The organism is Acidimicrobiales bacterium, from assembly GCA_036378675.1.
Lineage (GTDB): Bacteria > Actinomycetota > Acidimicrobiia > Acidimicrobiales > Palsa-688 > DASUWA01.
Genome location: DASUWA010000021.1, coordinates 1 through 24,177, shown reverse-complemented (window position 1 = coordinate 24,177; position 24,177 = coordinate 1). Strand labels below are relative to the sequence as shown.

Here is a 24,177-nt window from a genome sequence, read left to right as displayed (position 1 = left end):
GCATCGTGAGCACGTCCGCCCAGGACCAGGAGTTGTCGCGCCGCGCGGCGCGGGTCGCGGAGGCTCCGCCGATGCTGCTGGGCGACCAGCTGTTCCAGCGGCTGCTTCGCCACCGGATCGTCTTCCTGGGCCAGCAGGTCGACGACGACCTGGCCAACCGGATCTGCGCGGAGCTGGTGCTGCTCGCGGCTGAGGACGACAAGCGGGACATCAGCCTCTACATCAACTCTCCCGGGGGCTCGGTCACCGCCGGGATGGCCATCTACGACGTGATGCAGTACGTGCCGAACGACGTCGCCACCTACGCGATGGGCAAGGCCGCGTCGATGGGTCAGTTCCTGCTGTGCGCGGGCGCCCCCGGCAAGCGTTACGCGATGCCGCACGCGTCGATCCTGATGCACCAGCCGCACGGCGGGATCGGCGGCACGGCCACCGACATCAGGATCCAGGCCGAGCAGATCCTCTACCTGAAGCGGACCCTGGCCGAGCGCATCGCGATGCACACCGGCCAGACCGTCGAGCAGATCGAGACCGACTCCGACCGGGACCGGTGGTTCACCGCGGACGAGGCGAAGGACTACGGATTCGTCGACCGGGTGATCCGAAGCGCCACCGAGGTCCCGACGGTGGGCCCGGTCTCGTGACCTGGCGACCGGGAGCGGAGGAAGTGACAGTGAACAGCACGGGCAGTCCGCAGCGCGGGCCGGCGGGACTGTGGCAGCCAGCGGAGTCCAGGTACGTCCTGCCGTCGTTCGTCGAGCGGACGTCGTACGGGATCAAGGAGATGAACCCGTACAACAAGCTCTTCGAGGAGCGGATCATCTTCCTCGGAGTGCAGATAGACGACGCGTCGGCGAACGACGTGATGGCCCAGCTCATCACGCTGGAGTCGATCGACCCCGACCGCGATATCCTGATGTACATCAACTCGCCCGGCGGGTCGATGACCTCGATGATGGCCATCTACGACACCATGCAGTACATCCAGCCGGAGATCCAGACGTTCTGCCTGGGCCAGGCGGCGTCGGCGGCTGCCGTCCTGCTGGCCGCGGGCACCAAGGGCAAGCGGATGGCGCTGCCCAACTCGCGGATCCTGATCCACCAGCCCGCCGTGGAGAGCGGCTACGGCCAGTCCAGCGACCTGGAGATCCAGGCCAGGGAAATCCTGCGGATGCGCACCGCGATGGAGAGAGTTATTGCGCTGCACACCGGCAAGGACGAGGATCAGGTTCGTCGGGACGTGGAGCGCGACAAGTTCTTCACGGCCGAGGAGGCCAAGGAGTACGGGCTGGTAGATGAGGTTCTCACGACCCTTAAGCGCAAGACCGAGGTAGGGTCGTCCTAACCGGGAGGACTCAGCCGCCCACGGCGCGCCGGCGGCGGCGGTCCATAAGCCACAACGACAGGCGCCGAGGCGGTACGGTCTAGGTCTACGGCGGACAGGCTGGGCAGGACGCCGACCGCGGGTTGGCTGGGTGGCCGCCGACGGCGGCCCCAGGGCAAAGGAGTATCTGGGTGGCACGCATGGGCGACGGCGGTGACCTGCTGAAGTGCTCGTTCTGCGGCAAGAGCCAGAAGCAAGTCAAGAAGCTCATAGCCGGCCCGGGCGTATATATCTGCGATGAGTGCATCGATCTCTGCAACGAGATCATCGAGGAAGAGCTGGCCGAGCCCGCCGAGCTCAAATGGGACAGCCTGCCGAAACCCCGCGAGATCTACGAGTTCCTCGATTCCTACGTGATCGGCCAGGAGAAGGCCAAGAAGGGCCTGTCGGTCGCGGTCTACAACCACTACAAACGCATCCAGTCGGGCGGCGACCGGGCCGGCGAGGACGGCGTCGAGCTCGCCAAGTCGAACATCCTGCTGCTCGGGCCGACCGGGTCGGGCAAGACGCTGCTTGCGCAGACCCTCGCGCGGCTACTCAACGTGCCGTTCGCGATCGCCGACGCGACAGCGCTGACCGAGGCTGGCTACGTCGGCGAGGACGTCGAGAACATTCTGCTCAAGCTCATCCAGGCCGCGGACTACGACGTCAAGAAGGCCGAGACCGGGATCATCTACATCGACGAGATCGACAAGATCGCCCGCAAGAGCGAGAACCCCTCGATCACCCGAGACGTTTCGGGTGAGGGTGTACAGCAGGCACTCCTGAAGATCCTCGAAGGGACGACCGCTTCCGTACCGCCGCAGGGCGGACGAAAGCACCCCCATCAAGAGTTCATCCAGATCGACACGACGAACATCCTGTTCATCTGCGGCGGGGCCTTCGCCGGCCTGGACCGGATCATCGACAGCAGGATGGGACGCCAGGGCATCGGGTTCCGGGCGGAGATCCGAAAGGGCGAGGAGCGCTCCGAAGGCGACCTTCTCGCCCAAGTGCTCCCCGAGGACCTTCTCAAGTTCGGCCTCATCCCCGAGTTCGTCGGCCGCCTTCCAGTGATCGGCGCGGTCTCCAACCTCGACCGGACCGCGCTGGTCCGGATCCTCGGGGAGCCGAAGAACGCTCTGGTCAAGCAGTACCGCCGCGTGTTCGAGCTCGACAACGTCGAACTGGTCTTCTCCGACGACGCCCTCGAAGCGGTAGCCGATCAAGCGCTGCTCCGGGGCACTGGCGCCAGAGGGCTGCGGGCCATCCTCGAGGAGGTCCTGCTCGAGGTCATGTACGACCTGCCCAGCCGTAACGACGTCGGCCAGTGCGTCATCGACCGGTCGGTGGTGCTCGAGCGGGTGGCACCCACTCTGGTCCCCCGGACCGAGCCCACCCGGGCGGCGAGCCGGCCTCGCCGGGCGGCGTCATAGATCCCCTGAGCTGGGGGCTCGGCGACGCCCTCGCCTGGCTCGACGGTCATCAGAACATGGAGCGGATGCTGGCCGACACGCGCCGGCCCCCGCCAGACCTCGGACGGATGCGCCGCCTCGTCGACGTGCTCGGAGACCCTCAGAAGGCTGCGCCCGTAATCCATGTCACCGGCACGAATGGAAAAACGTCGACCGCTCGCTGCCTGACCGCCCTTCTCGGCGCCAAAGGTCTTCGCGTCGGAGCGTTCACGAGCCCTCACCTGGAGTCGATCAACGAGAGGATCGCCGTCGACGGCCAGCCGATCTCAGACGATGAACTCGCGTCGTTGCTCGGGGAGATCGCGGCGGTCGAGCCGCTGCTCGGTGACGACGTGAGGCTGACGTGGTTCGAGATCCTCGCCGGCGCTGCGATGCGTTGGTTCGCGGACTCTCCTGTCGACGTCGCGATCCTGGAAGTCGGCATGGGAGGAACGTGGGACGCGACCAACGTCGCCGACGGGATCGTCGCGATCGTCACCAATGTCGGCCTCGACCACGTCGAGTTCCTTGGCCCGACCCATGCTGACGTCGCCGGGGAGAAGGCCGGCGTGGTGAAGCCGGGCTCGACCTTGATCCTCGGCGAACGCGACCCGGAGCTGCGCCACATTTTCGAAGCGCAGAGCCCGGCGGAGCTGTGGTTGGCCGGAGTCGAGTACGACTGCGTTCGCAACGAGCTGGCCGTTGGCGGCCGGGTACTCGACCTGCGGACCCCCGGTGCCATGTACGACGCGGTGTGGCTTGACCTTCACGGCCGCTACCAGGGCGACAACTTTGCCGCCGCTCTCGCCGGCGCTGAAGCGTTCTTCGGTGGACCGATCGACGACCGGCTTGTCCGGGAGGCTGCCGCCACGGTCAGCTCGCCCGGACGGCTGGAGATCGTCGGCCGCCACCCCCTCGTTGTCCTCGACGGCGCCAAGAACCTCGAGGGCGCTCAGCGCGCCGCGGAGGCGGTCGCCGAGGAGTTTGGAGGAGCGTCTTCGGAGATCCTCGTTGTCGGGATGCTCAAGGGCAAAGATCCCGCCGGCATGCTCGAAGCGCTCGGCGTCCGACGGTCCCGCCTGGTAATCGCGTGCCCTGCGCCGTCGCCACGCACGCAGCCCGCCGGCGAAGTGGCCGCTGCTGCGCGCGCCCTCGGTGTCGAAGCAGTCGAGACCGAGTCCGTCTCTGACGCTCTCGAGGAAGCATCCCGCCGCGCCGGACCCGACGACCTCGTGCTTGTCACCGGCTCGCTCTACGTGGTCGGCGCCGCCCGCGCTGCCCTCGCCGTCGGCTCGCAGCAGTAGCTCTCCATCAGCCACCGCCGCGCGCTGACAGCGTGTCGGCCGGCTCAGGTGCCCGCGAAGAATTCGTCGACCGTGTACGGATCCTTGGGGACGGCCCACATTTCTACGGCTTTGCCGTCTCGGACGTGCCAGACGTGCGCTTCGTCGAAGTCGAGGTGCCTGCCCTGAAAGTCGATCGACACCTGCACCAGTGAGATGGTGTGCTCGTCTGTGGCGGCGATGTCGTGCACCCGGGTCTTCATCGAGAAGTCGACAAGAGTGAAGAACTCCATCATGTGCCCGAACACCGCATCCCTGCCCCGGTGCGTTCCGGCTGTGGGAAACCGGCCACCCTGATGAAGCACGACTTCTGGGTCCATGTGGGCGAACAACCAGTCGGTGTCACCTCGGCCCATCGCGTCGAACGCACTGCGGGCAAAAGCGGCGTTGGGATGCTCGCTCACGGCCCCTCCCTCCAATCTGGTTAGGACCCTAACTATATTGGGGGATTGCATGAAGTCAAGTGCAAGTACCGCTCCGCTCCTCCAGGTGCCGGATTCCTTCGAGCAGGAGTTCCCGGACGCCAGCGCGCTCGCGACCGAAAGTTTCATCAACATCGGTGTGCTCGCAGGAGCCGTTCAGGGGCTGGTCGAGAAGCTCGTCGCCCGGGAGGGTCTGCCTTCCGCGGCCGCATTCAACGTGTTGAGCGTCCTCGCCGGCGATCCGGCTCCACTTCGGCCGTCCGTGATCGCAGACCGGATGATGGTCACCCGAGCGACGACCACCGGACTACTCGACACCCTTGAAGGTGGCGGGTTCGTGCTTCGGACCCGCGCTGCCACGGACGGTAGGTCGCGTGAGGTCAGCCTCACCAGGAAGGGACGCGAAGTGGTGGACCGGCTTGTCCCGGCGATGCACAGATTCGAGCGGCATCTGATGGGATCCCTGACCGATCGTCAGCTTCACCAACTTCTCAGGATGGTGGCCGTGCTACAGGCCCGGGTTGCATCGATTGACCCAGACGTCCGATTTGGAATCCGAGCTTGAAGGCAGGTCTCCGACGGCTAGCCTCCTCGGCTCGTGAATCGCACCCTGGTCATATGCAAGCCCGACGCCGTGGAGCGGGGCCTGGTCGGAGAGATCGTCGGCCGCTTCGAACGTAAGGGGCTGCGCATCGTGGCCGCCGACCTGCGCTTGGTCGAGCGCGACACAGCTGCCGAGCACTACGTCGAGCACGAGGGCAAGGGGTTCTACGAGGACCTGATCGAGTTCATCACCCGCTCGCCGGCGATGTTCCTCGTACTGGAGGGCCCGGAGGACACCTGGCAGGTCGTCCGGACGATGATGGGCGCGACCAACCCGGCCAACGCCGCCCCCGGCACCATTCGCGGCGACCTGGCCACCGAGACCGGCGAGAACCTGGTCCACGGGTCGGACAGCGCCGATTCGGCCGCCCGAGAGATCGCGCTCTGGTTCCCCGCTCTGGCTAAGTAGCCCACTCGCCGGCCGACGAGACCCCGCCGGCGCCTGAGGGGGCCGCGAAAGATAGTGGCCGGTCGCAGCGACGTGGTGGATACGCTGCAGTGGGTGGACTGAACCACCCCGGGCGGGTAGCCTCTTGCCGACCTCCCGCGCCCTTTCGATCAGGAAGCTCCCTCGCGTGTCGGACAACTTTCTCGCTGGATTCTTTGGCCGAGACATGGCCGTTGACCTCGGTACGGCCAACACGCTCGTCTACGTACGCGGCCGCGGCATCGTTCTCAACGAGCCGTCCGTCGTAGCGGTCAACGTGAAGGACGACCGTCCGTTAGCCGTCGGGATCGAGGCCAAGCGGATGATCGGCCGGACCCCCAGTCACATCAAGGCGATCCGCCCCCTGCGCGACGGCGTCATCGCCAACTTCGACATCTGCGAGAAGATGCTCGCCTACTTCATCCGGCGCGTCCATGGGAACCGGAAGTTCGCCAAGCCTCGCATGGTGATCTGCGTCCCGTCCGGTATCACGGGCGTCGAGCAGCGAGCCGTGCAGGAGGCAGCCGAGTCCGCCGGGGCTCGCAAGCCGGCGCACATCATCGAGGAGCCCATGGCCGCCGCTATCGGCGCCGGCCTGCCGGTCCACGAGCCGACCGGAAACATGGTCGTGGACATCGGTGGTGGCACCACGGAGGTCGCGGTTATCTCGCTTGGGGGGATCGTCACCAGCCAGTCGGTCCGAATCGGAGGCGACGAGCTGGACGACGCGATCATCCAGTACATCAAGAAGGAGTACAGCCTCGCCCTCGGCGAGCGCACCTCAGAAGAGATCAAGATCGCGCTTGGATCGGCCTGCCCGCTCGAGGAGGAGCTGCACGCCGAGATACGCGGCCGGGACCTGATCACCGGCCTTCCGAAGACGATCGTCACCACCACCGAGGAGATCCGCGAGGCGATCGAGGAGCCGGTGTCGGCCATCGTCGACGCCGTGAAGGTCACCCTCGACAAGACCCCGCCCGAGCTAGCCGCCGACATCATGGAGCAGGGAATCGTCCTGACCGGTGGGGGAGCACTTCTGCATGGTCTGGGCGCCCGCCTCATGGCCGAGACCGGCATGCCTATCGTCATCGCCGACAACCCTCTGCACTCCGTCGCCATCGGTAGTGGCCAGTGCCTGGAGGAGTTCGACGTGCTGAAGGGCGTGCTGATGTCGTCGCAGAGCCGCTAGGCCCCCAGCCCTCTTGGCTGTTTACCGGCGCTCCACCCGCACCCGTTATGTCATAGCGGCGCTGGTCCTCGCCGCGCTCACCTTGGTGACCATCGACGCGCGAAGCAACGGCACCGGATTGGCGACGGATATCAGGTCGAAGGCTCACGACGCGTTCGCTCCGCTGCAAAGGGCGACCCACGCCGCGTTGCAACCGGTCGGCAACTTCTTCACTGGCGCGGTCGACTATGGAACCCTGAAGCGCGAGAACCAGCGACTGCGCGACGAGGTGGCGGGACTCCAGCGACAGCAGGTCCAGTCGGCCGCCGAGCAGTCTGCGGCTGAACAGGTCCTCGCCGAGCAGAACCTTCCCTTCGTGTCCGGTATCCCGCAGGTGACCGTCGAGATCATCGACAACGGCTCCGCCAACTTCGAGAACTCCGTCACCATCAACAAGGGCACGTCGAGTGGCGTCGCAGTCGGACAGCCTGTCGTCGCCGCAGGCGGGCTCATCGGCAGCGTCGCCTCGGTGAGCTCGAAGACGGCAACCGTCGTGCTCCTGACCGACCCGACGTTCGTGGTTGGAGTGAAGCTCGCCGGAAGCAACACCGGATCCGCGGACGGAAGCGGACGAGGGCAACCTCTACATGTCAGCGTTGTCAGCACCGACCAGTCCCCGCCATCCATGAAAAAGGGGGACGTCGTCGTGACCAGCGGCCTAAACCAGGAAAAGTTCCCTCCGAACATCCCGGTCGGCAAGGTGCTCAGCGCAGCCACCACCCCGGGCGCATCGGAGCCCGACATCACCCTCGCCCCCTTGGTCGACCTGAACCAGCTCACCTACATGCAGGTCCTCATTTGGTCACCGCAATGAGATTCGTACCAAGCCCTGCCGATCGCCTTTGAGTCCTCACACCGCAGCCCGTCTCCGCATCGCCATCCTGTTGATCGTCGTCACCGTGGCGCAGACCGCGCTCGGCAGCGATCTCCGGATCCTGCAGGTCGCGCCCGACTTCCTGGTGCTCGTCGCGATCTGCGGAGGACTCGCCGGAGGGGCAGAGGCCGGCGCGGTGCTCGGGTTCTTCGCCGGTGTCTTCATGGATCTGTTCCTAACTTCGACTCCGCTCGGCCTCTCTGCGCTGACCTACTGCATCATCGGAGCCCTCGTCGGGTGGCTTCGGGCGAGCGTCCTCCCGGAGCGCAATCTCGTCATCCCCGTGGCGGCGCTGTTCGGGACCGCCGCGGCAGTTCTACTGTTCGTCGGTTTCGGGGACATGCTCGGGCAGCACCACCTCCTGGAGGCGGGACGGTCCTGGCTGTTGAAGGTCGTCTTTATCGAATCGGCGTGGAGCGTCATCCTTTCCTTCCCCGTGGCCTGGTTGTACTCCAGGCTGGCGCGCGGATCTGTCGGTACTGAGCGACTAGGCATGACCCTCGTGGCGCCGCGCTCGCGCGAAAGGCTGCTCGGAGTTCGATGAACACCCGTGAGCAGGAATCCCCCGCGGTCCGTCTGACGATCCTCTTGGTGGTGGTCGCCTGCCTGTTCGCGGCACTCTTCGCACGCCTGTGGTACCTGCAGGTGCTCAACGCTCCGAAAGCGGCGGCGGCAGCTCAGGACAACGGAATCCGGCTTATCTATGTCCCCGCTCCGCGAGGTGTGATCCTCGACCGCAACGGCAACGTGCTCGTCGGCAACGTCAACGTCCCGGTCATCGAGGTCAGCCGCCAGGTCGCCGCTCTGAACCCCGACATGGTTTCCAGGCTTGCACCGCTACTCGGGATGACCGTCCCTGATCTCCAAAAGTTGATCAACAACGTCCAGTACAGCCCGTACGCGCCCGTGCCCGTCCTTCAGAACGCGACGCCGCAGCAGATCCTCTACATCCAGGAGAACCAGCAGCTCTTCCCGGGCGTCCAAGCCACCTCGATCTCGGAGCGGACCTACACGCCGGCCGGTCTTGCTGCCGCGAACATCGTTGGTTACGTGGGCCAGATCAGCGACCGCCAGCTGAAGAAGCTCAAGGGAGAGGGATACCAGCCGGGGGACCAGATCGGCTTGGCCGGAATCGAGTCGACCTACGAGAGCATCCTTCGCGGAACGCCCGGAGTCGAGAAGGTTCAGGTCGACTCGAAGGGCGACGTGCTCAACACGCTCAGCACCACCAAGCCCGTGCCAGGCCTCAACCTGCGCCTGTCGATCGACGGCAACGTGCAGATGACCGCCCAGACCGCACTCGCGCAGGGGATGGCCGCCGCGCACCACATCTACGACAACGTGACTCGCCGCGACTTCCAAGCGCCGGCCGGTTCGGCGGTTGTCGAGGATCCCAACACCGGGCAGATAATCGCGTTGGCGACGAACCCGACATTCAATCCGTCCCAGTTCGTCGGGGGGATCAGCCAGGCGAACTACCAAGCGCTGCTGAACAATCCGAACAACCCTTTGCTCGACAGGTCTATTCAGGGCCAGTACGCGCCGGGCTCCACCTTCAAGCTGGTGACCGCGACTGCAGGCCTGCAGTACGGGCTGATCACCCCGGGCTCGTACTTCAACGACACCGGCCACATCACCATCGGCAACTTCGTCGCCCACAACGACAACGGCGAGGCATACGGCGAGATCAACCTTCCCCAAGCGATCACCGTCTCCAGCGACAACTTCTTCAACACCATCGGTTTGAAGCTCTGGTACGGACGGAACCAGTTCGGCGACGACGCCCTTCAGAACATCGCCAAGCAGTACGGTCTCGGCGCTCCCACGGGCATCGATCTTCCGAATGAAGCACCCGGGAAGATCCCGACCCCTGAGTCATACGTGAGGGACCATCAGCTGGACCCCGCAGTGTTCCGTGAAGCTTCGTGGTTCCCCGGCAACAGCGACCAGGTCGCGATCGGGCAGGACGAGGTTACTGTCACGCCGCTCCAACTCGCGAATGCGTACTCAACCTTCGCCAACGGAGGGAAAGTCATGGTCCCGCAACTCGCGCTCGATTCGGAGACGGCTGACGGCAAGGTCGTGAAGTCTTTTTCCTCCAAGACCGCCCGCACCGTCACGCTCCAGCCTGACTGGCGCTCGGCGATGCTGACCGGCTTTCGTGGTGCGGTGAACAACCCGAAGGGCACCGCCTACGGTGATTTCGCCGGCACCCCGCTGGCCAAGATGGACATCGCCGGCAAGACCGGCACCGCACAGGTCAATGCGCCGCGGCAGAGCACGTCGGTGTTCACATCGTTCGCTCCGGCCGCCAACCCGCAGTTCGTGGTCGACGCGTTCGTAGAGGAGGCCGGCTACGGCGCTTCGGTCGCGGCCCCAGTCGTGAGGGAGATATACGACCAGTTGTTCAACATTCCGCTCCAACCGGTCGCCTACTCGACCGCCGGCTCCGGAGGTCAGAACTGATGGCCGCCCCTGGCATCGCAGTCCGCCGTGACGTCATCCCGGCTGTTTGGCGCCATGTCGACGTGCTCCTCGTCGGGGCCGTGGGGCTGATCAGCGCGTTCGGGTGCCTGATGATCTACACCGCGACGCGGGACCAGCTCGAAGCGGCGGGTCTGAGCCCGACCTACTACCTGAAGAAGCAGGCGACTTACATGGTGGTGGGGCTCGTTGTGATGCTTGCGGTCGCGGCGATCGACTACCGGTTACTCCGGGACTGGGCGCCGGCGATCTACGGCTTCTCGATAGTCCTGCTGCTTGCGGTTTTCGCCGTCGGCCACAAGAGCAAAGGCTCACAGGCGTGGTTCCAGTTCGGTTCGTACCAGTTGGAGCCTTCGGAGTTCGTGAAGATCGCGTTGATCATTTCGTTAGCGAGCTTCTGCGCGGCCGCAAGAGGCAAGCTCGGCGGCCGGGCTCTGGTCGCGTTGCTCGCGCTGTCGGCGATCCCATTCCTTCTCATCTACAAGCAGCCCGACCTCGGTACCGCGTTGGTGCTCGCCGCGGTGCTCGTCGCCGTCCTTCTGATCGGCGGCGCGTCCGCTCGCCACCTGGTCGCGCTCGGCCTCATCGCGTCGGTGCTCGCGTTCGGGGTAGTCCACTTCGGTGTTCTGAAGAGCTACCAGCAGGCGCGGCTCACCTCGTTCGTCAACTCCCCGAACCAACCCGACGCTGCGCTGCTCCGTTCGCCCGCCGGCGCCAACCTCTACAACCTGGCCGAGGCGAAGACGGCGATCGGCAACGGCGGTCTCACCGGACGCGGGCTCGGGAAGGGCACGATGACCAACCTGTCCTACGTGCCCGAGCAGCGGACCGACTTCATCTTCACCGCAGTAGGTGAACAGCTGGGGCTGGCCGGGTCGGCGGTGCTGCTTCTCCTCTTCGCGCTAGTGATCTGGCGAACCTGGCAGGCGGCGACCCTCTCCCGGGACAAATTCGGCACCCTGGTCTGCGTCGGGGTCCTGGCCATGCTCGCGTTCCAGGTGTTCGAGAACATCGGCATGACCATGGGGATCATGCCCGTCGCCGGGATCCCGCTGCCCCTGATGAGCTACGGCGGTTCGGCGGTCATCGCCACCTTCGCAGCCCTCGGCCTGGTGCTCAGCGTCCGCATGCGGAGGTTCTCTTAACCCGCACCACTACACTGGGTGGGGACATGACGTCCCTGTGGCCCAAGATCGAGCCTGCTCTCGCCCGGGTGCAGAAGCCGGCACGGTACATAGGCTGCGAGGACGGGTCGGTCGGGGCGGGAAGCCTAAAAGGGCTGGTCGGGTGGCTTTTGATCTATCCCGACACCTACGAGATCGGCCTCCCGAACCAGGGCCTCCAGATCCTCTACGAGATCCTCAACGAGCGCGATGACAGCCGCGCCGAACGAACGTACGCACCCTGGGTGGACATGGAGGCGGAGATGCGCCGGCGGGGGATACCGCTGTTCTCCGTGGACAGCCACCGCCCAGCCGCGGAGTTCGACCTGCTCGCCTTCAATCTTTCGGCCGAGCTCGTTTACACGAACCTCCTGAACTGCGTCGACCTCGCCGGGGTCCCGATCCACGCAGCCGATCGAGGTCCAGAGCACCCGCTCGTTGTCGCCGGCGGCCATTGCACCTTCAATCCCGAACCGCTTGCCGACTTCGTCGATCTGTTCGTCATCGGTGACGGCGAAGAAGCGGTGGGACAAATGACCGCCGCGGTGCGGGACTGGAAGGCTTCGGGTCGTACGCCCGGGTCGCGAGAGCGCCTGCTGCGCGAGCTCGCGTCAGTGCCAGGGGTGTATGTGCCCTCGTGCTACGACGTGGTTTACGAAGGGCCGGCTCTCGTTTCCGTGGCGCCGAAGTATCCGGACGTGCCCGAGCGCGTCGAAAAACGCACCATCGCCGACCTCGCCGCATGGCTCTACCCGAAACAACAGCTGGTCCCCATGACCGAGGTTGTCCACGACCGGCTGAACGTTGAAATCTTCAGGGGCTGCACCAGGGGATGCCGATTTTGCCAGGCGGGGATGATCACCAGGCCGGTCCGCGAGCGACCCGCGGAGCAGGTGACCCAAATGGTGTCCGACGGACTCGCCCGGACCGGATACGACGAGGTAAGCCTCACTTCTCTCTCGAGCGCCGACTTCTCGGGCATCGACTCGGTGGTGCGTTCGATAATCGACGATCCCGCCTGCAACGGGGAAGTATCGGTCAGCCTGCCCAGCCTGCGGGTCGACGCGTTCACCGTCGGCGTTGCGTCGGAGATCCAGAAGGTGCGCCGAACCGGGCTCACCTTTGCGCCCGAGGCCGGCACCTGGCGGATGCGCCAGGTCATCAACAAGCTCATTCGTGAAGAGGACTTGTACGGCGCGGTGGAGTCGGCTTTTTCCCAGGGATGGAGAAGGGTCAAGCTCTACTTCCTCACCGGACTCCCGACGGAGACCGATGAGGACACGCTCGGCATCGCGGAGCTCGCGCGCAATTGCGTCACCGTCGGGCGGCGCCACCATCGCGGGGCTTCGGTCACCGCTTCGGTTGGTGGTTTCGTCCCCAAGCCGCAGACGCCGTTCCAGTGGTTCGGGCAGAACACCCCCGAGGAGCTGCGCCGCAAGATCGGTCTTCTTCGCTCTGCGACCCGCGGGGACAAAGGCGTGCAGCTTCGCTGGCATGACCCCGAAGCGTCGCTCGCCGAGGGAATCGCCAGCCGGGGCGACCGCCGTGTAGGAGCGGTGATCGAAGAGGTCTGGCGGCGGGGCGGGACGTTCCAAGAGTGGTCGGAGATGTTTTCGCTCGATCTGTGGCGCGACGCGATGGAGGCGCACGGCCTGTCCATCGACTGGTACGTGCACCGTCATCGCGAACGGGGCGAAGTTCTCCCGTGGGACCACATTTCGGCCGGGTTGCACGACGACTTCCTGTGGCAGGAGTGGGAGGACGCGCTCGAGGCGTCGGGAACGCCGGACTGCCGGTGGACTCCTTGTTACGACTGCGGGGCGTGCACCGGATACGGGATCGAGCACGTGGTGGCGTCGGCGGTGGCGCCGGCGGGTGGCAGCCAGGGCACGGGTCAGGACCTCGGTTCGGGCGGGGACGTTCCTGTGTTCCTTCGCCCCACCGTTGGAGCGGGGGCGCGGTCGTGAGCGCGGTAGCCGCCTCCGAGCGGATCCGGGTTCGGATCCGTTTTGCAAAGACCGGCAAGATTCGTTGGACAAGTCACCGGGACGTGGCCCGCATGTGGGAGCGGGCGTTCCGCAGGATCAAGCTTCCGCTGGCGTACAGCGAAGGCTTCTCACCTCGTCCCAAGGTCAGCTTCGGCTTGGCCCTTCCCACCGGCTACGAATCAGTGGCCGAGTACATCGACGTCGAGTTGGTGGGGAAAATCGACGTCGCAGCCTTGCCTCACCGGTTGTCTGCGGCGCTGCCAGAAGGTGTCGAAGCCAGCGCAGCACAGGTCATCCCTGCGGGCACGCCATCGCTCCAAGAGGAGGTCACCTCGTGCACTTGGCGGTGGGCGGTGGTCCCCTCCGAAGGAGCGAATCCCGTCAGCGGCGAGGACCTAGAGGCGCGGGTTGCCCGCTGTATGGAGGCGACCGAATTGCCGGTCACGCGTTCCCGCAAGGGCGCGGAACAGACCGACGACATCCGGCCGAGCATCATCAGCATCAAACTCGAGGGACCCGCTGGTCGCTCGAATGTCATGGAGGGACCCGCTGGTCCCTCGAATGTCATGGAGGGACCTGATGGTCTCTCCGACTCCGGCGGCTTCTGGCTGGTCGGCGAACTTGCCTGCCAGCCCAGGTCCATCCGGCCCTCCGAGGTGACCCTCGCCTTGGGCCCCGGACTGGAGGAACGCCTTCCCCGGAGGCTTCACCAATGGATTTGGCGCGACGGCGCCCGGACCGAGCCACTCGTGATCGAGGGCCGCTCCGGCGCGATCGGCGCGCGGCACGCCGAGGTGCGTGCGTCATGAGAAGGGAAATCGACCATGACCGACTCTGCGTCGGCCCGCCCAGACGACTACGGGCACGAACACTCGAGTTCAGATCGGGGAGCCCAGCCCCCCGAGCAGGAAGGCGGCAGTAGCAGCACTCCTGGAACTTCCTCGAACAGCGCGAGGAGGCGTCGCCGCGGGTCTCGCGGCGGGCGCAACCGGAATCGGAGCTCGGACCGCGCGACCACCGCGCAAAGCGAAGATTCGGGCGGCGAAGATCGCTCCAATGAGGCGGAGAGCACCACGACAGCCGCGGAAGCAACTTCGCCTCCTGACCTGACTGGGGTGCCGCCCGGCCCGGTGGTTGCCGCCGACCCTCCGGCCAAACCGAAGATCGGCGACACCCGGCCGGCGCCGCCCCCGCGATCGGCACCCCCGGTGTCCAGTCGTCAGAACGGCGAGCCCGAATCCGCCGAAGGTGCGCGGTCCCGCCGGCGGCGCCGCGGATCCAGGGGACGCGGCCCGCAGGGTGAGCACCGTCCGGTCGAGGCAGTCCTGGTCGACGAGGCGGTCGAACTCGATGACGAGACAAGGGAGAAGCGCCGAGGCCGCGAACGAAAGGGACGTCCGGTCGGCCGCTACCTCATGGTGGTACACAAGGGTCCCTCGGCCACTCAGATCGCCGTTCTCGAAGGGCGGTCGCTCATCGAGCATTACGTCTCGCGCGCAGCAGACGACGCAACCCAGATCGACGGAAACATCTACCTCGGCAGGGTCCAGAACGTCCTCCCTGGAATGGAAGCGGCGTTCATCGATATCGGGACCCCGAAGAACGCGGTCCTCTACCGCGGCGACGTTCGCTACGACAAGGAAGACCTCGAGCCGACCGAAGCCGGCGCATCCTCGCCCACGCGCGGGCAACTCGCCGGCGCCGCCCGCGACGCCCGCATCGAGCAGCTCCTGAAGACCGGCCAGACCATCCTCTGCCAGGTCACCAAGAACCCGATCGGGACCAAGGGCGCACGGCTGACGCAGGAGGTGTCGCTGCCGGGGCGCTTCGTCGTCCTGATCCCGAACAGCGACACGTACGGCATATCGAAGCGCCTGCCCGACGAGGAGAGGAAACGTCTCCGCAAGATCCTCGATGACATCCGCCCGACCGGCCACGGGCTGATCGTTCGGACCGCCGCCGAGGGTGCTACCGCGGACGAGCTACGGCGCGACGTCGCGAGGCTTTGTCAGCAGTGGGAAAAAATCGACGAGCTTGCGAAGACGTCGCGCACCCCTGCACTCCTGTATCGCGAGCCGGACATGGCGGTGCGGGTGATCCGCGAGGAGTTCAACAAGGACTACCGCGGCGTGGTCATCGACGACCGTGCTCTCTACGAAGAAGTCCGCGACTACGTCTCGAGCATCAACCCAGAGCTGGCCGACAGGGTGGAGTGGGCGGGCGAGGCGGAAGATCCGCTGCCGGTGTTCGAGCGTTACCACGTGCACGAGCAGATCCATAAGGCGCTCGACCGGAAGGTTTGGCTCCCATCCGGAGGGTCGTTGATCATCGAGCGGACCGAAGCCCTCACCGTGATCGACGTGAACACCGGCAAGAACGTCGGCACGTCAAACCTTGAGGAGACCGTATTCAGGAACAACCTTGAGGCCACCGACGAGATCGCCCGCCAGCTTCGACTCCGCGACATCGGCGGGATCATCGTGATCGACTTCATCGACATGGAGATTGCCGGCAACCGGGCCGAGGTGGTGAAGAGGTTCCGGGCGGCTCTCGCACGGGACAAGACCCGCACCCAGGTATTCGACATCTCCGAGCTCGGCCTGGTCGAGATGACGCGGAAGAGGATTTCGGAGGGATTGGTCGAGTCGTTTTCGGAGACCTGCCCCACGTGCGGAGGGCGGGGGATCATCTTCGACCAGTCGCTTCTCTAAGCGGGCGGACCGCCCGGCGGGATTCACCGGGACTCTCGCCGAAAGGGTGCGATGAACGCCTTCGTGTTCGTGTTGGGGCTGCTCGTGGTGTTGGCCACAGGAGCCAACGTCCTGTCTACGCTGGTGCTGCCTCGGCGGCCCGCCGGCTTACGGGTGTCGTTGCGGGTGAACCGCAGTGTTCGGCTCGTCTTCGTGGGACTGGCCCGGCTCGCCCGTTCTTATGAGGCGAAGGACGCGGTCCTTGCGCCGGCCGCCCCGGCTGCCCTCGTCGCTCAGCTGATCTTCTGGGCGGCCGGCTTTGTCATCGGGTTCGGGCTAATGCTCGTCCCGACCACACATGACGTGCCGGACGCCCTTCTCCAAGCGCTCGGGTCGCTCTTCACGGTGGGAGCCGTTCATCCGGGGGGCTCCGAGAACGCCCCCACCGATGTGGCCGCCGGAGCCCTATGGGTCGTGGTAGTCGCGCTCCAGATCGCCTATCTCCCCGCCCTGTACGCCGCCTTCAGCCAGCGGGAGGGCTTGGTCGCCAGGCTCGAAAGCAGGGCGGGGGTTCCGGCGTGGGGACCCGAACTGCTCGCCCGCCACCAGCTCGTCGGCATCGTCGACACCCTGCCCGAGCTCTACTCGGCCTGGGAGGAATGGGCGGCGGCCGTGGCCGAGAGTCACACCACCTACCCGGTGCTGCTCCTCTTTCGCTCGCCCGAACCCTGGTATTCCTGGCTGCTGGCCCTGCTCGCTGTGCTTGACGGCGCCGCCATGCACCTCGCTCTGTCCCCGACCACCGCTTCGTCGAACGCCCGGCCTTGCCTCCGGATGGGGTTCACCGCTTTGGACCGGATCGGCACCATGCTCGGCTGGCAACTGGACCCGGACCCGCTGCCCGAGGAACCGATAGATCTCTCCTATGACGAGTTTGCGAACGCCGTGCGCATGCTCGAAGAAGTCGGTTTTCCCACAGAGCGCACAGCCGAAGAGGCCTGGCCTGACTTCCACGGTTGGCGGGTCAACTACGAGGCGGTCGCCTACCGCCTCGCCGACCGGCTCGTCGTGCCTCCTGCGCCATGGTCGGGCACCCGACGCCATGTCGGCCCGAACATCGTCGAGCCGCGACGGCCCCCGCATCGCCGGCCGGCCAGCGGTGCCGCAGCCTCCGCACCGCGTGCCGTAGTCCGGGGGCGCCGGCCGAAGCCGTCGACGAGATCGCACGAGCATGCGCCTCACCCGGACCGCACAAAACGTTCTCCCGATTCCCCCTGAGCAACCGAACTGCCGTGGCAGCTCCCGCAAGCTCTCTTCCCGCCCGGCAGGCTCGAGCCGGGCTTCCTATATACTTTCACTCTTGTGTATGCGGTGATCCGGACAGGTGGCAAGCAGGAGCGAGTCGAGGAGGGCCAGACCCTCTCGGTCGAGCTTCTCCGCGCCGCGGAAGGTGACGAGGTCAGCTTCGAGCCCATCCTGCTCGTCGACGGCCCGACCGTCCTGTCCAGCCGTGACCAGCTTTCCACCGCCAAGGTGTCCGGCCGGGTGGTCGGCGAGGCGAAGGGACCGAAGGTCCGCGGATTCACCTACAAGCCCAAGACACGCGCCCGCCGGGCGTGGGGTCACCGCCAGCGCTACACCACCGTCGAAATCACCGGCATAACCCGGGAGGGATAGAGAAGTGTCCAAGACCAAGGGCGGCGGTTCCACCCGGAACGGACGCGATTCGGCAGCCCAGCGCCTCGGGGTCAAGACCTTCGACGGCACCCTCGTGACCGCCGGTTCCATCATTGTCCGCCAGCGCGGGACGCGGTTCCACCCCGGCGAGAACGTCGGCCGCGGCGGTGATGACACTCTGTTCGCGCTCAAGGACGGCCGGGTCAAGTTCGGTAACCGCAACGGGCGCAAGCTGGTCGACATCCTCACCGAGGGCTGACCGGCGCCCCGGCCGGCTGCCGATCAAACGGCCGGAGGGGCTCTACACCATGTCCTTCGTCGATGAAGCACAGGTCCACGTAAAGGCAGGAGACGGCGGGGCGGGCGCGGTTTCCTTTCGACGCGAAGCGCACGTTGCCAAAGGCGGCCCGGACGGTGGCGATGGAGGCGACGGCGGGGACGTCTGGCTGGTCGCCGACCGTAATGTCGCCTCGCTTTACGGCTTCAAGGACCATCCCCACAAGCGGGCCGGCAACGGTACGCACGGAATGGGCAAGAACCGCCACGGCAAGGCCGGCGCTGACCTCGACGTTCCGGTGCCAGAGGGCACTGTTGTTCGCGACGCGACCGGTGAGGCAGTCGCCGACCTGACGGTCGCGGGCGATCGGTGGCTGGCAGCTCGCGGAGGAAAGGGAGGCAGAGGGAACGCCCGGTTCCTTTCGAACAAACGTCGTGCTCCGGCGTTCGCCGAACAGGCTGAGTTGGGCGAGGAGAGGTGGCTCGACCTGGAGCTCAAGCTGATGGCTGACGTGGCTCTGGTCGGCTTTCCGAACGCCGGCAAGAGCACGCTGATCTCCAGAATCTCTGCTGCCAAGCCGAAGATCGCCGACTATCCATTCACCACCCTCGAACCGCACCTGGGTGTGGTGCGGTTCGATGACCATGAGTTCGTCGTGGCCGACATCCCGGGACTGATCGAGGGGGCGAGCGAGGGGCGCGGGCTGGGCCATCGTTTTCTGCGCCACATCGAACGCGCCCGCGTGCTCGTGATCCTGATCGATTTGGCGCCGGCCGATGAACGCTCGCCGCAGAGCCAGGAGCGGATTCTTCTCCAGGAGCTTTCTCAGCACGAGCCGTCGCTTGTCGAGCGCCCGCGAATCGTCGCTGGTTCCAAGGCCGACATCGCCTCGGTCGGAGACTGGGAGGGTCTGCGTTTCTCGGCCGTGACCGGGGAGGGGGTGCGGTCGCTCGTCGGGCAGATGTCGCAGGCGGTCGAATCCGCCCGCCTCGAGCTCCCCCGTCCTCGCCGCTTTGTCGTGCACCGGCCGGAAGCGGCCGGCGTGAGTGTCGAGCGAGACGCCACAGGCGCGTGGAGGGTGCTAGGCCGCGCCGCGCTGAGGGCCGTAGCCTTGTCCGATCTGACCAACCCCGAAGCATTGGAGTATGCGCAGTCGCGCTTGCGCGGTCTCGGTGTCGAGCGCGCGCTGACCCGGGCCGGCGTCCGTCCCGGCGACCCGGTCCGCATCGGTGACTTCGAGTTTGAGTACGAGCCCGACGACGCGCCGGTGACACTTGGTGACCGACCGACCCGTGAAGGCCGGCGTTGAGTGAGCCGGACTTGCTAGCGAACGCCAGCGGCCGCTTGGCGGTGGTGAAGATCGGCAGCTCGTCCCTGACCGACGAGCGCGGTGAGATTCGCCCAGCCGCGATCGAGAAGCTGTGCTCCGAGGTAGCGGCGCTTCGCGCGCGCGGCGATCAGATAGTGATCGTGTCGAGCGGCGCGATCGCCGCCGGCCTGCCGGTTCTTGGCCTGACCCAACCGAGACCTACCGACCTTGCGATCCTTCAGGCTGTTTCCGCGGTGGGGCAGACCATTTTGGTCGACCACTACAACCGGGCATTGGCAAGCTACGGACTCACCGGAGGCCAAGTCCTCCTGGCACCTCTCGATTTCGTTCACCGCCAGCAATATCTCCACGCGCGCCAGACCCTACGGGTGTTGCTTGACCTCGGAGTCGTCCCGGTGGTCAACGAGAACGACGCAATCGCCGACGACGAGATCCGCTTCGGTGACAACGACCGGCTTGCCGCTCTGGTATCGCACCTCCTCCGCGCCGACGTGCTCGTGCTCCTTACTGACATAGCGGGTCTACTGAGGGGCGACCCGCGAACCGAGCCGGGAGCGTCGCTAATCGAGGAGATCGTCGAAGTCGATCACCAACTCGAAGGGGTGGCGGGCGGTCCCGGCACGCCGCACGGCAGTGGGGGAATGGCTTCGAAGCTGGCCGCTGCGAAAATCGCCGCCTGGTCCGGCGTGCGAGCGGTCATCGCTGCCGCCGATCGGCCGTCGGTTGTCGCCGACGCCATCGATGGCGCACCCGGCGTCGGCACCGTCTTCGTGCCGCGATCCCAAAGGCTGCCTGCGCGAAAGCTTTGGATCGCATTCGCCGTCGGATCGTCGGGAACGATTGTCGTGGATGACGGGGCTCGCGCGGCCCTCGTGGACCGAGGCGTCTCCCTGCTACCCGCCGGTGTCGTGCGGGCAGAAGGACACTTCGACATTGACGATGCAGTCGAGCTGGCCGGGCCTGACGGCAAGGTGTTCGCAAAGGGCCTGGTCCGTCACTCCTCGGCGCGGGTGAACGCTCTCGCCGGCCGGCGTACTTCCGACCTTCCCGTTGACGTGCCGCACGAAGTGGTGCACCGCGACGACCTGGTGCTGCTCCCTTGAAGATCATCGTTCGCCGCCGGCTGTGGCCTCTCGCTGGGATCGGCGCTCTCTTGGTTGCGTTGCTCGGTGGCTGCGGTCCGATCGCCGCCACCATCGACACCCAAAATGCATTGCGTGACGCCGGCTACCAGTCGGTCAGCGTGAACTTCAGCGTCGGCAACACCGACGAAGTCAAGGTCAGCGTCACCGTCAACGCCGGAGCCACACTGTCCCAGGCCGACGATGTCGCTCACATCGTCTGGAACAAATTCCACGAGCGCTTCTCGTTGTTGGCCGTCACGGTCCACGGCACAAGTCCTGCGGTCACGCGTGACTACTCCTACTCGGATCTGGTGACTCTCTTCGGTCCGAGGAACCCGGCCTATGACCGCACGTCGTTGAGCTCGGCCACCACTCGTCTCGGCGTGATCGTGGTTGTTGTGCTGGTTGTTCTGATAGCGGTGGTCGTCGTCGTGATCGTGATGGTCACGCGCCGGCGGCGGCGCCGGCCCCCCACCTGGCCACCGGGTGGTCCGCCGTGGATGCAAGGCGGGCCGCCATCTGGACCTGGGCCTTGGCAACCGGGCGGCCCGCCACACTGGCAAGGAGCTCCCCAGTCGCCCGTGCCGCCAGGCCCGCATCCGCCGGCGAGCTACCCCATGTGGCCGCCGCCCCAGGGCCCACCTCCCGTCGGTCAGGGTGGTCCCGGTCCCGGTCAGGCGCCTGAGCCGGAGAGCCCCCCACACGGGCAAGTCCCAGGTGGGGCCGGCACGCGTCCAGACGAAGCTCCGGCATGGCCGCCGGCGCCGCCACCTCCATCTTCTGACGACTGAGGGGGTTCGCGGTTGCTCCGGGGGTCTGCGAGGATGGAATCGGACCTCGATGGCAAAGGAGGACGCCAGTGCAGCTAGGAATGGTGGGACTCGGGCGCATGGGATCCAACCTCGTACGCCGGCTCATGGCAGGCGGTCACAGCTGCGTCGTGTACGACGTCAACGAACCGCCGGTGAAGACTCTCGAATCGGAGGGCGCAACCGGGTCGTCGAGCATTCAGGATTTCGTCTCCAAGCTGGACAAGCCGCGCGCAGCGTGGGTGATGGTTCCCGCCGCATACACCGGCGACACCGTTCAGCGACTCGCCGACGCGATGGAAGAAGGCGACATCATCATCGACGGTGGTAACTCCTACTACCGCGACGACCTGGATCGTGCGGCAGAGCTTAAGAAGAAGGGGGTGCACTACGTCGATTGTGGCACCTCAGGCGGTGTCTTCGGCCTGAACCGCGGCTTCTGCTTGATGATCGGCGGCGAGGACAGCGTCGTTCGCCACCTCGATCCGATCTTCAAGACCATCGCTCCGGGCGTGAACGCGGCTCCCCGTACTGAAGGAAGATCAGGGGAACCCACCACAGAGGAGCAGGGTTATCTCCACTGCGGGCCGAACGGCGCCGGCCACTTCGTCAAGATGGTCCACAACGGCATCGAGTACGGCCTGATGGCCGCGTACGCAGAAGGACTCGCGATACTCGACAAGGCGAATATCGGGCTCCACCCTCCCGACGAGGCCGACGCGGAGACCACCCCGTTACGCGATCCGCAGTACTACCAGTACGAGATCGACACCCGAGCAGTCGCTGAAGTGTGGCGACGCGGCAGCGTCATCTCCTCGTGGCTGCTCGACCTGACCGCACATGCTCTCAACCAGGACCCGAAGCTGGCCAGCTTCGCAGGCCGCGTGTCCGACTCGGGCGAGGGTCGCTGGACCTCGCTCGCTGCTATCGACGAGGCTGTGCCAGCGCACGTGCTAACGGCGGCGCTGTACGAACGGTTCTCCTCCCGGGGCGAAGGCGACTTCGCCGATCGGATCCTTTCGGCGATGCGAAAGGAGTTCGGCGGTCACGCCGAGAAACCGCCGACCGGCGCCTAGGTTCCGCTAGCAAATGGCCACTTGGGCTGAGTTCGAGGATGCCGCTCCTCACCTAGCTAGCAAGGGCAGGTCGCTTCTCTACCAATACGGACCGCCGCTTGGTTATCTCGCCACCGTGCGTCCAGACGGCGGACCAAGAGTCCATCCATTCTGCCCGGTCGTTTCAGAAGGCGGACTCTGGGGCTACATCCTTCGTCATTCACCGAAGGGCGCAGACCTTCGGCGCGACCCTCGCTTCGCCCTGCACGCCTTCTCCCCGAAGGACGTTGACGACGAGTTCTTCATTCGAGGCCAAGCGGATCCTTTCGAGCCGACCGCAGATTTGAAGGCGGCGATCATCTCGGCGGCGCTGCCCGCCAGGGTCGGTGCCGACGAAGAGCAGCTCTTCCAGCTCCACATCGACCGCACGATGGTTGCGACGTACACCCATCGCGGGCAATGGCCACCCACCTACGAATGTTGGTCCGCTCCGTTATGAGCGAGGAGTCTCGCCGACTTCAAGGTCACGCAGCAGCTGCACCACACGTTCACCGATTGCGTCCCGGATGCCCCTTACCTCATCGAGCGATTTGCCCTTAGGGTCGTCGAGCTCCCAGTCTTCGTAGCGCTTCCCTGGTACAACTGGGCACGAGTCACCACACCCCATGGTCACGACGACGTCCACCGCTTCGAGCATCTCCTTCGTCCATCGTTTCGGGGTCTCGCGGCCGATGTCGATTCCGATCTCAGCCATCGCTTCAACTGCAGCCGGGTTCACCTCATCGGCGGGCTCTGAACCGCCGGACAATGCGACCGCCCGGCCGCCAGCGAGATGGTTGAAGAAGCCCAGGGCCATTTGAGACCGACCGGCGTTGTGCACGCAGAGGAACAGAACCGCCGGCTGCTCATTGCTGCCACCCACGTCAAACGACCTGCTCGTGCGGGACGACTACTTCGGCCGCATCGGCGGAGGTGATATCCGGATACAGCGCCCGGATCAAGCCGAAGGCCACGACACCTCCCACAATCTGCGCCACCACGAACCCAGGAACCGAAGCAGGTTCGATGCCTGCGAAGCTGTTCGAAAACATGCGACCAACTGTTATGGCCGGATTGGCGAAACTCGTCGAGCTGGTGAAGAAGTATGCCGCACCGATATACGCCCCAACCGCCGCAGGAGCGAGCCGCAGACGATCTGAACGGGCCAGGGCGAATATCACCAGCACCAACCCGGCGGTCGCGACGACTTCTCCCAGCCAATGTGCTCCGGACGACCGATGCTTGGTGGAGATGCTCACCGCGGCGGCTCCGAACATCAGGTTCGCAACCACCGCCCCGCTTATGCACCCGCACACCTGGGAGGGTAGGTACCAGGCAGCTTCTCGCCACGACAAGCCGCCAAAGCCTGCGTCCACGAAGGAAACTACGGGGTTGAAGTGGCCTCCCGAAACCGGGCCAACCATCAAGATGATCGCGAACAAACCCGCCGCTGTGGCGCCCGCGTTCTCGAACAGCTGCAGCCCCGTCTGACCAGGCGACATACGTTGAGCCGCGATCCCGGAACCAATTACAACCGTTGCCAGCAGCCCGCTTCCAACGAACTCGGCGAGTAGACGTCGAGGGAGGGGAGCGGTCATAGAGCGCTCAGCAGCAACGCTCGGTGCTACCGGAGTTGGCTGTCACTGCGCCGGGTGCGCATGTCTCGGTCGTGCAACCCCACGCGTCCTCCTGGGGAGCGTCGGCGAGAACCGTGTAAACCTCCCAGGGGGCGCCGTCGGGATCATCGACCCAAGCTTTGTCCTGGACGGCGAAGCAGCATGTCGTCGACTCCTGAACGTCGGGCTCGAGCCCTTCACCTGCGAGGCG

The 24,177-nt window shown here is 65.8% G+C and carries 26 protein-coding genes; 22 read left to right on the top strand and 4 right to left on the bottom strand.

The window, feature by feature from the left end; all coding sequences use genetic code 11:
- Window positions 1-71: 71 nt before the first annotated feature.
- The 4 genes from VFZ97_08230 to VFZ97_08215 all read left to right on the top strand — a co-directional run bounded on the left by VFZ97_08230 (window position 72) and on the right by VFZ97_08215 (window position 4,121).
- Window positions 72-644 carry an ATP-dependent Clp protease proteolytic subunit gene (locus tag VFZ97_08230; protein HEX6393415.1) on the top strand — a complete coding sequence of 191 codons (573 nt, stop codon included), beginning with the start codon at window positions 72-74 and terminating at the stop codon, window positions 642-644.
- 29 nt (window positions 645-673) lie between these two features.
- Entirely contained in the window at window positions 674-1,345 is a 672-nt protein-coding gene (locus VFZ97_08225; protein HEX6393414.1) for an ATP-dependent Clp protease proteolytic subunit, read from the top strand.
- Between the two features lie 179 nt (window positions 1,346-1,524).
- Entirely contained in the window at window positions 1,525-2,799 is a 1,275-nt protein-coding gene (gene clpX, locus VFZ97_08220) for an ATP-dependent Clp protease ATP-binding subunit ClpX (protein HEX6393413.1), read from the top strand.
- Between the two features lie 65 nt (window positions 2,800-2,864).
- Complete coding sequence (locus tag VFZ97_08215) at window positions 2,865-4,121, top strand: folylpolyglutamate synthase/dihydrofolate synthase family protein (protein ID HEX6393412.1); 1,257 nt, start codon at window positions 2,865-2,867, stop codon at window positions 4,119-4,121.
- Window positions 4,122-4,165: 44 nt separating this feature from the next.
- On the opposite strand, the gene VFZ97_08210 is transcribed toward VFZ97_08215, so the two are convergent.
- A complete protein-coding gene (locus VFZ97_08210) occupies window positions 4,166-4,564 on the bottom strand; it encodes a nuclear transport factor 2 family protein (GenBank protein ID HEX6393411.1) in 399 nt (132 codons plus the stop codon).
- Window positions 4,565-4,613: 49 nt separating this feature from the next.
- Here VFZ97_08210 and VFZ97_08205 point away from each other — a divergent pair, with 49 nt between their 5' ends.
- From VFZ97_08205 to VFZ97_08120, 18 genes are all read left to right on the top strand, one after another.
- Window positions 4,614-5,147 carry a MarR family transcriptional regulator gene (locus tag VFZ97_08205; protein HEX6393410.1) on the top strand — a complete coding sequence of 178 codons (534 nt, stop codon included), beginning with the start codon at window positions 4,614-4,616 and terminating at the stop codon, window positions 5,145-5,147.
- A gap of 33 nt (window positions 5,148-5,180) precedes the next feature.
- On the top strand, window positions 5,181-5,594 hold the full coding sequence (gene ndk, locus VFZ97_08200; GenBank protein HEX6393409.1) for a nucleoside-diphosphate kinase: 414 nt from the start codon (window positions 5,181-5,183) through the stop codon (window positions 5,592-5,594).
- 166 nt (window positions 5,595-5,760) lie between these two features.
- The gene (locus tag VFZ97_08195; protein HEX6393408.1) at window positions 5,761-6,801 is read left to right on the top strand and encodes a rod shape-determining protein; all 1,041 of its coding nucleotides are present in this window, start codon (window positions 5,761-5,763) and stop codon (window positions 6,799-6,801) included.
- A 13-nt stretch (window positions 6,802-6,814) separates the two neighbouring features.
- A complete protein-coding gene (mreC, locus tag VFZ97_08190) occupies window positions 6,815-7,654 on the top strand; it encodes a rod shape-determining protein MreC (GenBank protein ID HEX6393407.1) in 840 nt (279 codons plus the stop codon).
- Between the two features lie 28 nt (window positions 7,655-7,682).
- On the top strand, window positions 7,683-8,258 hold the full coding sequence (mreD, locus tag VFZ97_08185) for a rod shape-determining protein MreD (GenBank protein ID HEX6393406.1): 576 nt from the start codon (window positions 7,683-7,685) through the stop codon (window positions 8,256-8,258).
- A complete protein-coding gene (gene mrdA, locus VFZ97_08180; GenBank protein HEX6393405.1) occupies window positions 8,255-10,180 on the top strand; it encodes a penicillin-binding protein 2 in 1,926 nt (641 codons plus the stop codon). Before mreD ends, mrdA begins: the two co-directional genes overlap by 4 nt.
- The gene (rodA, locus tag VFZ97_08175; protein HEX6393404.1) at window positions 10,180-11,343 is read left to right on the top strand and encodes a rod shape-determining protein RodA; all 1,164 of its coding nucleotides are present in this window, start codon (window positions 10,180-10,182) and stop codon (window positions 11,341-11,343) included. Before mrdA ends, rodA begins: the two co-directional genes overlap by 1 nt.
- A gap of 26 nt (window positions 11,344-11,369) precedes the next feature.
- Window positions 11,370-13,328 (top strand): TIGR03960 family B12-binding radical SAM protein, encoded by a 1,959-nt coding sequence (locus VFZ97_08170; protein HEX6393403.1) that lies wholly within the window; start codon window positions 11,370-11,372, stop codon window positions 13,326-13,328.
- Entirely contained in the window at window positions 13,325-14,158 is an 834-nt protein-coding gene (locus VFZ97_08165) for a TIGR03936 family radical SAM-associated protein (protein ID HEX6393402.1), read from the top strand. The genes VFZ97_08170 and VFZ97_08165 overlap by 4 nt, the downstream gene beginning before the upstream one ends.
- A gap of 15 nt (window positions 14,159-14,173) precedes the next feature.
- Entirely contained in the window at window positions 14,174-16,060 is a 1,887-nt protein-coding gene (locus VFZ97_08160) for an Rne/Rng family ribonuclease (protein HEX6393401.1), read from the top strand.
- A gap of 51 nt (window positions 16,061-16,111) precedes the next feature.
- Entirely contained in the window at window positions 16,112-17,317 is a 1,206-nt protein-coding gene (locus VFZ97_08155) for a hypothetical protein (GenBank protein HEX6393400.1), read from the top strand.
- Between the two features lie 84 nt (window positions 17,318-17,401).
- Window positions 17,402-17,716, top strand: coding sequence for a 50S ribosomal protein L21 (rplU, locus tag VFZ97_08150; protein ID HEX6393399.1), 315 nt, complete (start codon window positions 17,402-17,404; stop codon window positions 17,714-17,716).
- Window positions 17,717-17,720: 4 nt separating this feature from the next.
- The gene (gene rpmA, locus VFZ97_08145; protein HEX6393398.1) at window positions 17,721-17,975 is read left to right on the top strand and encodes a 50S ribosomal protein L27; all 255 of its coding nucleotides are present in this window, start codon (window positions 17,721-17,723) and stop codon (window positions 17,973-17,975) included.
- Window positions 17,976-18,024: 49 nt separating this feature from the next.
- A complete protein-coding gene (gene obgE, locus VFZ97_08140) occupies window positions 18,025-19,302 on the top strand; it encodes a GTPase ObgE (protein ID HEX6393397.1) in 1,278 nt (425 codons plus the stop codon).
- Entirely contained in the window at window positions 19,299-20,426 is a 1,128-nt protein-coding gene (gene proB / locus VFZ97_08135; GenBank protein ID HEX6393396.1) for a glutamate 5-kinase, read from the top strand. The genes obgE and proB overlap by 4 nt, the downstream gene beginning before the upstream one ends.
- Window positions 20,423-21,238, top strand: coding sequence for a hypothetical protein (locus VFZ97_08130; GenBank protein ID HEX6393395.1), 816 nt, complete (start codon window positions 20,423-20,425; stop codon window positions 21,236-21,238). Before proB ends, VFZ97_08130 begins: the two co-directional genes overlap by 4 nt.
- A 68-nt stretch (window positions 21,239-21,306) precedes the next feature.
- On the top strand, window positions 21,307-22,332 hold the full coding sequence (gene gnd / locus VFZ97_08125; GenBank protein HEX6393394.1) for a decarboxylating 6-phosphogluconate dehydrogenase: 1,026 nt from the start codon (window positions 21,307-21,309) through the stop codon (window positions 22,330-22,332).
- A gap of 13 nt (window positions 22,333-22,345) precedes the next feature.
- The gene (locus VFZ97_08120; GenBank protein HEX6393393.1) at window positions 22,346-22,810 is read left to right on the top strand and encodes a pyridoxamine 5'-phosphate oxidase family protein; all 465 of its coding nucleotides are present in this window, start codon (window positions 22,346-22,348) and stop codon (window positions 22,808-22,810) included.
- Here the strand turns inward: VFZ97_08120 and VFZ97_08115 are convergent.
- From VFZ97_08115 to VFZ97_08105, 3 genes are all read right to left on the bottom strand, one after another.
- Window positions 22,805-23,233, bottom strand: coding sequence for an arsenate reductase ArsC (locus VFZ97_08115; GenBank protein ID HEX6393392.1), 429 nt, complete (start codon window positions 23,231-23,233; stop codon window positions 22,805-22,807). The genes VFZ97_08120 and VFZ97_08115 overlap by 6 nt on opposite strands.
- Window position 23,234: 1 nt before the next feature.
- A complete protein-coding gene (locus VFZ97_08110; GenBank protein HEX6393391.1) occupies window positions 23,235-23,948 on the bottom strand; it encodes an MIP/aquaporin family protein in 714 nt (237 codons plus the stop codon).
- Between the two features lie 7 nt (window positions 23,949-23,955).
- Window positions 23,956-24,177, bottom strand: a 222-nt coding sequence (locus tag VFZ97_08105; protein HEX6393390.1) for a hypothetical protein, incomplete at its 5' end; no start/stop codon positions are given.